At 73.9% G+C, this 8,058-nt stretch carries 3 protein-coding genes; 2 read left to right on the forward strand and 1 reads right to left on the reverse strand.

All coding sequences use genetic code 11. The features are described from left to right. Nucleotides 1-136: 136 nt before the first annotated feature. Entirely contained in the window at nt 137-2,020 is a 1,884-nt protein-coding gene (nhaA, locus tag ACFWEJ_RS24430) for a Na+/H+ antiporter NhaA (protein ID WP_377231780.1), read from the reverse strand. Nucleotides 2,021-2,199: 179 nt separating this feature from the next. On the opposite strand from nhaA, the gene ACFWEJ_RS24435 reads away from it, so the two are divergent. Further along, nucleotides 2,200-3,201: a hypothetical protein gene (locus tag ACFWEJ_RS24435; protein ID WP_377231781.1), complete on the forward strand. Its 1,002-nt coding sequence runs from the start codon at nt 2,200-2,202 to the stop codon at nt 3,199-3,201. A gap of 137 nt (nt 3,202-3,338) precedes the next feature. Continuing rightward, the gene (locus ACFWEJ_RS24440; RefSeq protein WP_377231782.1) at nt 3,339-8,030 is read left to right on the forward strand and encodes a S8 family serine peptidase; all 4,692 of its coding nucleotides are present in this window, start codon (nt 3,339-3,341) and stop codon (nt 8,028-8,030) included. Nucleotides 8,031-8,058: the final 28 nt, after the last annotated feature.

Consider the following 8,058-nt stretch of genomic DNA (forward strand, 5'->3'; position numbering starts at 1 on the left):
GGCCTTCTTCGCGGTCTTCTTCTTGACCGGGCCGCGCGCCCGCTTCTCGGCCAGCAGCTCGTAACCGCGCTCGGGCGTGATCTCCTCGACGCTGTCGGCCACCCGCAGCGTCGAGTGACCTGTACGTCTGACACGTTCAGTCGTTCGGGACGGCCTGCGCCACCGGGGCCGTGTTCTCCAGGGCGTGGATGAGCGACTGCGCGTCGTACGGGCCCGTGTGCCGGCGGCCGTTGACGAAGAACGTCGGCACGGCGGTGACCTCCATCGCCTCGGCGTCGAGCACGTCGTCGCGCACCCGGCCCGCCACCTCCGGGGAGGTCAGGTCCCGCTCGAACCGCTCGACGTCGAGCCCGAGCTCTTCGGCCCGCCGGACGATGTCCGAGGGGAGCTGGTTCTCCTGGTCCAGCAGCAGGCTGCGCTCCATGTCGAAGAACTTGCCCTGCATGGCGGCGGCCTCCGCCGCCTCGGCGGCCGCGACGGCGTTCGGGTGGTACCGGTCCAGCGGCGCGTGCCGCCAGACGTACCGCAGCCGGTCGCCGATCTCGCGGTGCACCTCCTGGATGGCGCCCGAGGCCTTGGAGCAGAAGCCGCACTGGAAGTCGCCGTACTCCACCAGCGTGTACGGCGCGTCCGCCGGGCCGAAGACGTGGTCCCGGGCCGGGTCGACGGGGCGCAGCAGCGTGGCCCCCGCCTCCTTGGACGGGTGCACGCGGTCCGAGATCTTGAAGATGACGGCGGCGAGCAGGAACGCGACCACCGATGCCGTGAGCACGCCCACCCGCGCCTCGTTCTGCACCGCGGGGTCCTCGATCGCGAGGTCCACGATGAACAGCGAGATCGTGAAGCCGATGCCGCACAGCGCGCCGCCGCCGGCGAGCCGGTCGAGCGTCAGCCCGGGCCCGAGGTCCCCGAGGCGGAACACGCGCATGACCGTCCCGGTGCCCAGCACGCCGATGAACTTGCCGACCACGAGGCCCACGATGATGCCCCAGGTGATGGCCGAGCTGGCCGCCGCGGCCAGGATCTCTGCGTTGATCTGCACGCCCGCGTTCGCCAGCGCGAACAGCGGGAGGATCACGTACGCCACGTACGGGGCGTACGCCGACTGCAGCCGTTCGTTGATCGAGATCGACTCGCGCAGGCTGTTCGCCGCGGCCCGCGCGTAGTCGCTGTTCGGCGACTGCCGGAACGTGCGCGCCAGGGTCAGCGCGTGCTCGACGTCGCGCCGGCTGGGCCGGTAGACCGGCACCAGGAGCGCGATGGCCACGCCGGCGAGCGTCGGGTGCACGCCGGAGGCCAGGAACGCCGCCCAGACGACGATCGAGAGCGTGGCGTAGATCGGCCCGCGGCCGGTGGGCACGTACCGGGTGAGGTAGACGCCGACCAGGCCCACGGCGGCGATCACCAGCGGGAGCGGGTCGAAGTTCTCGGTGTAGACGAGCGCGATGATGCTCAGGGCGCCGATGTCGTCGACCACCGCGAGCGCCAGCAGGAAGACTCGCAGCCGGCCGGGCGCGCGTGGCCCGATCAGCGCGAGCGCGCCGACGACGAACGCCGTGTCCGTCGAGATGACGACCCCCCAGGCGTGCTCCCAGCCGGAGCCGCGCGCGATGAGCACGTAGAGCACGGCGGGCACGACGAGCCCGGCGACGGCGGCGGCGACGGGGACCATGGCGCGCGACCAGCTCGTGAGCTCGCCGATCGCGAACTCGCGCCGCACCTCCAGGCCGACGGTGAAGAAGAAGATCGCCATGAGCGCGTCGTTGACCAGGGCGTGCAGCGTGAACTCGAGCTGGAAGTCGCCCACCCCGAGGTTGAGGTGCGTCTCCCAGAACTCGCTGTACGACTCGTAGGAGATGTTCGCCCAGAGGATGGCCGCGAGGGTTCCGACCAGGAGCAGGAGGGCGCCGAGGCGGCTCTGCCCGAGCGAGCGGATCCACACCGCGATGGACGGCCACCGCGGCCCGGGAACGTGCGTCTCGGGGTCGGGTGACGTCTCGATAATGGTCAGGTTCGCCATCTTTTCTCCTGTTTCGCGGGTCACCACGGCCGGACAGCATGAAAATCAGTGATTCTTGTCGCTCAGATTAGTGGGCGGCCCGCCGCGCGCCGGGCAATTTCACCCGCCCCTGGCCGACGTCGGACGGCGCCGCCCGGCCTGCCCGGTCCCGCGCGCACGCCTGACCTACGCTGACCCCCATGCCCCTGGATCCCGAGCCCGACCTCGACAGCGACTTCGAGGCTGTCGGCATCGACGACGACACCCGGCTGGTCTACCGGTACGTGCTGGCCCAGGGCACCGTCGGGGTGGACGACGTCGCGCAGGACGTGCCGCTGGAGGGCACCGACCCGGCCGGGATGCTGGCGCGCCTGCGCGCGGCCGGGCTGATCAACCGCACCGCCGGGGGCGACGGCGAGTACACGGCGGTCGACCCGCGCGTGGCGCTGCGGGCGCTCACGGACCGCACCGCCGCGCAGCTCGACCGGGTCCGGGCGACGATCCCGGACCTGGCCGGCCTGTTCGAGCAGGCCTCCGACGCCGCGGGCTCCGGGGCTGGCGTGCACGTGATCGACGACCCCGCGCTGATCGGCGCCTGGTACACCCGCCTGGAGCACGAGGTGACGGGCGAGTTCATGGCCTTCGACCGGCCGCCGTACGTGCTCGCCGACGAGAACCCCGTGGAGCCGCTCGCGCTGGCGCGCGGCGTCCAGTGGCGGGCCGTGTACGCGGCGGAGGTGCTGGACATCCCCGGCGCGTGGGCGGAGCTGCGGCACGCGGCGTCGGTGGGCGAGCAGGCCCGGATCGCGCGGACCCTGCCCACCAAGCTGGCCATCGCCGACCGGCGCACGGCGCTGGTCAGCTCGGATCTCGACGCGCTGCGGCCGGCGGCCGTCGTCGTCGAGGGCGGGCCGCTGGTCGACCTGCTGGTCGCGGCCTTCGAGGCGGTGTGGGCCGACGCCGTGGAGATCCCGGCGTCCGACAGCCTGGAGGGCACCGCTCCCCCGGACCGCGGGCCCGGCAAGGACGACCGGGCGCTGCTCGCGCTGCTCGGCTCGGGCGCCAAGGACGAGGCGATCGCGCGCGAGCTCGGGCTCTCGGAGCGGACGCTGCGGCGGCGCAGCGCGGACCTGCTGCGCCGGCTGGGCGCGGCCAACCGCTTCCAGGCGGGGGTGCAGGCGGTCCGCAAGGGCTGGCTCTAGGGGTGTCGGCCGGGCGGGGTGAAAAGCGCCCTCCCGCGTGACGTCCGTGTAAAACCTTGCGGCCGGTACCGGCCAGTGGCCAATTCCGGCCATTACGCCCATTGCCCGCACAGGGTAGCGCGGGCTAGACAGCCCTCATGCAACCTCTGCCCTCCGGCCGTCGCCGGGGTCTCCTCCTCGGGAGCACCCTCGTCTCGGCCTCCTTGGTCCTGTCACCCGGAGCCGCCGTCGCGGCCCCGGCCGCCGCACCCGACGCCGATCCGGTGCGCGTCATCATCGAGCTCGACTCCCCCACGGCCGCCGACGTCGTCGGCCAGGAGGCGGTCGCCGCCGCACGTACCGCGACGGGCGCCGGTAGCGCTCGGGCGCGCAGCGCCTTCGCCGCCGAGTACCGCGCCGCCGTCGACGAGGTCGAGGACGCCCAGGGGGGCGTCACGTCCTGGGCCGAGCAGCGGGGCGTCGAGCTCGACAAGCCCGAGTCCGTCACCGGCCTGCTGTCCGCCGTCGTCGCCTCCGTCGACCCCGCGGACCTGGCCGAGCTGCGCTCCGCCCCCGGCGTCGCGCGCGTCACCGAGAGCGCCGCGGTGCGCATCCTCGGCGACGAGGCGAACATCCCCGCCACCGGCGCCCCGCAGGTCTGGGACCGCAAGGACGCGGACGGCGCACCCGTCACGGGCGAGGGCCGCACCGTGGCGATCATCGACACGGGCATCGACTACACGCTGGCCGACCTCGGCGGCGGGTTCGGCCCCGGGTACCGCGTGGTCGACGGCTACGACTTCGTCAACGACGACGCCGACCCGATGGACGACCACATGCACGGCACGCACGTGGCCGGCATCGTCGGCGCGGGCGGCGACAACCTGACCGGCATGGCGCCCGACGTGACGTTCACGGCGTGGAAGGCCATGGACGCGAACGGCGGCGGCACCACCGAGGACCTGCTGCTCGCCCTGGAGGCCGCGACGGACCCGCTGGGCGACCACCCGGCCGACGTCGTGAACATGAGCCTCGGCACGCCCGGCGACGGCACCGACCCGCTGGGCCGCGCCTCCACCGCCGCCGTGCGGCAGGGCGTCGTGGTCGTGGCCGCGGCCGGCAACGCCGGACCGTACGACCAGAGCGTCAGCTCGCCGGCCGCCGCCGAGGGCGTCATCGCCGTCGGCGCGCAGGTGACCGGCGTCGCCGACCCGACCCTGACCCTCGACGGTGCCCGCGAGGGCGACGCCCCCCGCCCGCTGGACGTGACCCGCTTCCCGATGTCGGCCAACCCGCCGGCCGAGGGGATCACGGGCCGCCTGGTCGACGTCGGCGACGGCTTCGACGAGGAGGACTACGAGCAGGCGGGCGACGTGCGCGGCGCGATCGTCGTCATGCAGAGCATGACCGTGAAGTCCCTGGGCCAGGTGGAGGGCCTGCACCTGCTGCAGGCCCAGCTCGCCGAGGAGCACGGGGCCGTGGGCGCCCTGCTCTACACGCCGAGCCCGACCGACCCCGCCGGTGACGGCGGCGCGGGCCCCCAGGGGTCCGCGAACATCCTGGCCGGCGGCGGCTTCGACCTGCGCCGCGAGTCCCTGGTCATGATGAACATCAGCTCGGCCCAGTACCAGACCTTCAAGTCCGAGGTCGCGGCCGGCACCGTCTCGGGCACCATCGGCTCGGTCGACGTGAGCGACACGATCACCGACTTCAGCTCCCGCGGCCCGAGCGACGCCATGACGCTCAAGCCCGAGATCGTGGCGCCCGGCTTCGAGATCATGTCCGACATCCCGGCCATGTTCGGGGTGGACGGCGACAAGTACCGGATGTCCGGCACCTCGATGGCCGCGCCGCACGTCGCCGGGGCGGCCGCCCTGCTTGCCCAGGCGCGGCCGGAGCAGACCGCGGAGCAGCTCCGCGCGACCCTCATCGGCAGCGCGCAGCCGCTGGGGTCCGACGACGCCGACGTGTCGCCGTCCGCCCAGGGCGCCGGCAAGCTCGACGTCGCCGCCGCCGTGGACCAGAAGGTCACGGCAGCCCCCGACGCCGTCTCCCTGGGGCTGGCCGACATGGGCGGCAAGCCCGCCCGGACCAGCACCGTCGTGCTGCGCAACTCCGGCGCCAAGGCCGTGACGGTCAAGCTGTCGGCGAAGTCCGCCGCGACGAGCACCGGCAAGGCCGAGCTCTCCGCGCGCCAGGTCAAGATCCCGGCAGGCCGCAGTGCCTCGGTCGACCTCACGGTCACCCCGGACACCAGCACCCCGGACGCGGGCGGCACCGAGACCTCCGGCGTCGTCGTCGGCGCCGTCTCGGACGGCTCCACCGTGCGCATCCCGTACGCCGCCTACGTGCGGCCGCTGCAGGTGCAGTCCTCGCCGACCCTGGCGACCGGCTCCACCGAGGTCTTCGTCTACGCGCCCATGGCACCCGAGGCGACGCCCACCGCGACGGCGACCGCGCCGTCCGGCGAGAAGTACACCGCCGCGCTGACCGCCGTCAGCACCAGCCCCGGCTGGTACCGCGGCACCGTGCCGCTCGACGAGCCCGGCACCTACCGGCTCGACGCCCGCGCGACCGTGACCGGCCGCACCCTGACCGGGACCGGCGGCGTGCAGTCCGAGGGCACGGACCAGCCGGGCGAGTGGGAGCAGGTCGGGCTCTCGGGCGCGGCCCGCGAGCTCGCCACCTCCCCCACCACCCCGGGGACGGGCCTGGCGATGGCCGGGTCCGGCGTGCACCCGTTCGTCACCACCGACTACGGCGTCACCTGGCAGCGGGTGCGCAGCATGCCCGTCGCCGACGGCTGGGGCATCCCCGTGGCCGACACGACCACGCCCGGCGGGTTCTACGTGGCCCTCAACGGCGCCGCCGGCAAGGTCACCCTCGACCCCAGCTACTCCGGCCGCATCGTGCACACGCCCGACGCCGGGGCCACCTGGACGGTGCTGCCCTTCCCCGACGTCGCGATCAGCGAGCTCGTCGCCCACGGTGACGCGCTGGCCGCGGTGACCGACTCCGGCCTCTACGTCAGCCGGGACGGCGGGCAACGCTGGAGCCGGGTCGCCCCGGAGTGGAGCGGCCTCGTGTACGGCGCCGCCTTCGCGGACGACGACCTGCTCATCGCCACCTACGACGGCGTCTACCGGATCGCCGACGTGCTGTCCGGCGGCCGCGAGGTCACCCGGCCGTACGTCACCACCGACTACCGCGACCGCCCGCAGGGCGTCGTGGCCGACGGGTCCTCCGCGGTGCTGGTCCGCGGGGACGGCATCGCGCTGACCTCGGCGGACGGCGGCGCCACCTGGACGGAGGGCGCCGACACCGAGCAGTCCTACGTCACCGTCACCAGCCTGACGAACGGCACCGTGTACGCGTCAGGCCTGTCGTCCTTCAGCACCAGCGACGACCTCGGAAAGAGCTGGCAGACCCACCCGCTGCCCGTGCGCGGGCCGCTGGCCACCGACGTCGACCACTGGCCCGGCACGCCGGACGAGCAGATCGTCATGTCGATGGAGAACGCCGGGATCTTCACGACCGACGACGGCGAGGAGTGGGTCAAGGCCGGTGTCTCCGGCAGCGACGTCTCCGGCGTGCACGCCGGCGTCGACGCCGACGGCGAGCCCGTGCTGCGCGCCGTCGACTTCGAGGGCCTGCACCAGCAGTCGCTGGCCGACCTCGGCTCCGACGCGCAGAACTGGGGCTCGATCGGTCACGAGGGCGTCATCGGCCGCCAGGTCTCCGAGGTGGCCCAGTCCCCGCTGGGCGACCACGACGTCTGGGCCGTGGGCACCAACGCGTTCGGCGGCGGCCGCATCCTGACGGCGGGCGCCGGCGAGTCCGACGCCGACCTCACGCAGGTGGGCCCGACGGGCGGCTTCAGCCCGACGGCGCTGGCCGTCTCCCCGCACGCCGAGGACACGGTGGCCGTCGGCTACACCTCGCTCGTGGACACCGGCCTCATGGTCTCGACCGACGGGTTCGAGACCTGGACCAGCTACGCCCACGAGGTGCTGGTCCAGCAGATCGTGGCCGACCCGGTCGACGAGCAGCGGCTCTGGCTGGCCACGTCGTCCGGCCTGTACCGGTCCGACGACCTCGGCAGGACGATCACCCGCCTGACCAAGGACGAGGTGCGGTCCGTGTGGGTCGACCCGGCCGACACCGACCACGTGGTGGTCGGCGAGACCCCGGGCATCCGGGTCAGCACGGACGGCGGCAAGACCTTCGCCGACGCCGAGGTGCCGAACACGTCCGCCGCGGTGGGCACGTTCGTCGCCGTCGAGGTGCCGGACGGTCCGGCCGCCGGCACCGAGCTGCTCGTCGCGGGCGCCGCCCGCTGGCGCCCGTACGGCCTGGCGGCCAACGGCGCCGGGGTGCTCGTCTCGGCCGACGGCGGCGCCACGTGGGCGTCGGCGTCGCACGACCTGACGGCGATGTCGGTGCGGTCCCTGACCGTGAGCCCCGACGGCGCCTGGGTCTACGCGGGCACCGACGAGGGCGGCGTGCACCGCACCGCCGTCAGCGCGCTGGTTCCCGCCGACCTGCTGCCCGCGGCGACCACGACGCAGATCAAGGCCCCGGCCTCGGTCCGCCCGCTGGAGCCGTTCCTGGTCAAGGTCACCGTGTCCGCCGACGACGCCACGCCGTCGGGCCGCGTGACCGTCACCGTGGGCCGCGAGGACGACAAGCACCCGTACTCGCGGACCGTGAAGCTGCGCCACGGGAAGGCCGACGTGCTGGTGCCGCCGCTCCTGCGGGCCGGCGACTACACGATCACGGCGGAGTACGAGGGCACCGAGGACCTGGGGGCCTCGGAGGCGACCGCGGACCTGGAGGTGAAGCGGCGCTGAGGCCCTGCTGAGGTGCGGCGCGCTGGGG

It is taken from the genome of Promicromonospora sp. NPDC060204, assembly GCF_042728455.1.
Lineage (GTDB): Bacteria > Actinomycetota > Actinomycetes > Actinomycetales > Cellulomonadaceae > Promicromonospora.

Excerpts from the sequence above, each read along its gene's own strand:
- nhaA (WP_377231780.1), bottom strand. The coding sequence starts at position 2,020 with ATGGCGAACCTGACCATTATCGAGACGTCACCCGACCCCGAGACGCAC.
- ACFWEJ_RS24435 (WP_377231781.1), top strand. The coding sequence starts at position 2,200 with ATGCCCCTGGATCCCGAGCCCGACCTCGACAGCGACTTCGAGGCTGTC.
- ACFWEJ_RS24440 (WP_377231782.1), top strand. The coding sequence starts at position 3,339 with ATGCAACCTCTGCCCTCCGGCCGTCGCCGGGGTCTCCTCCTCGGGAGC.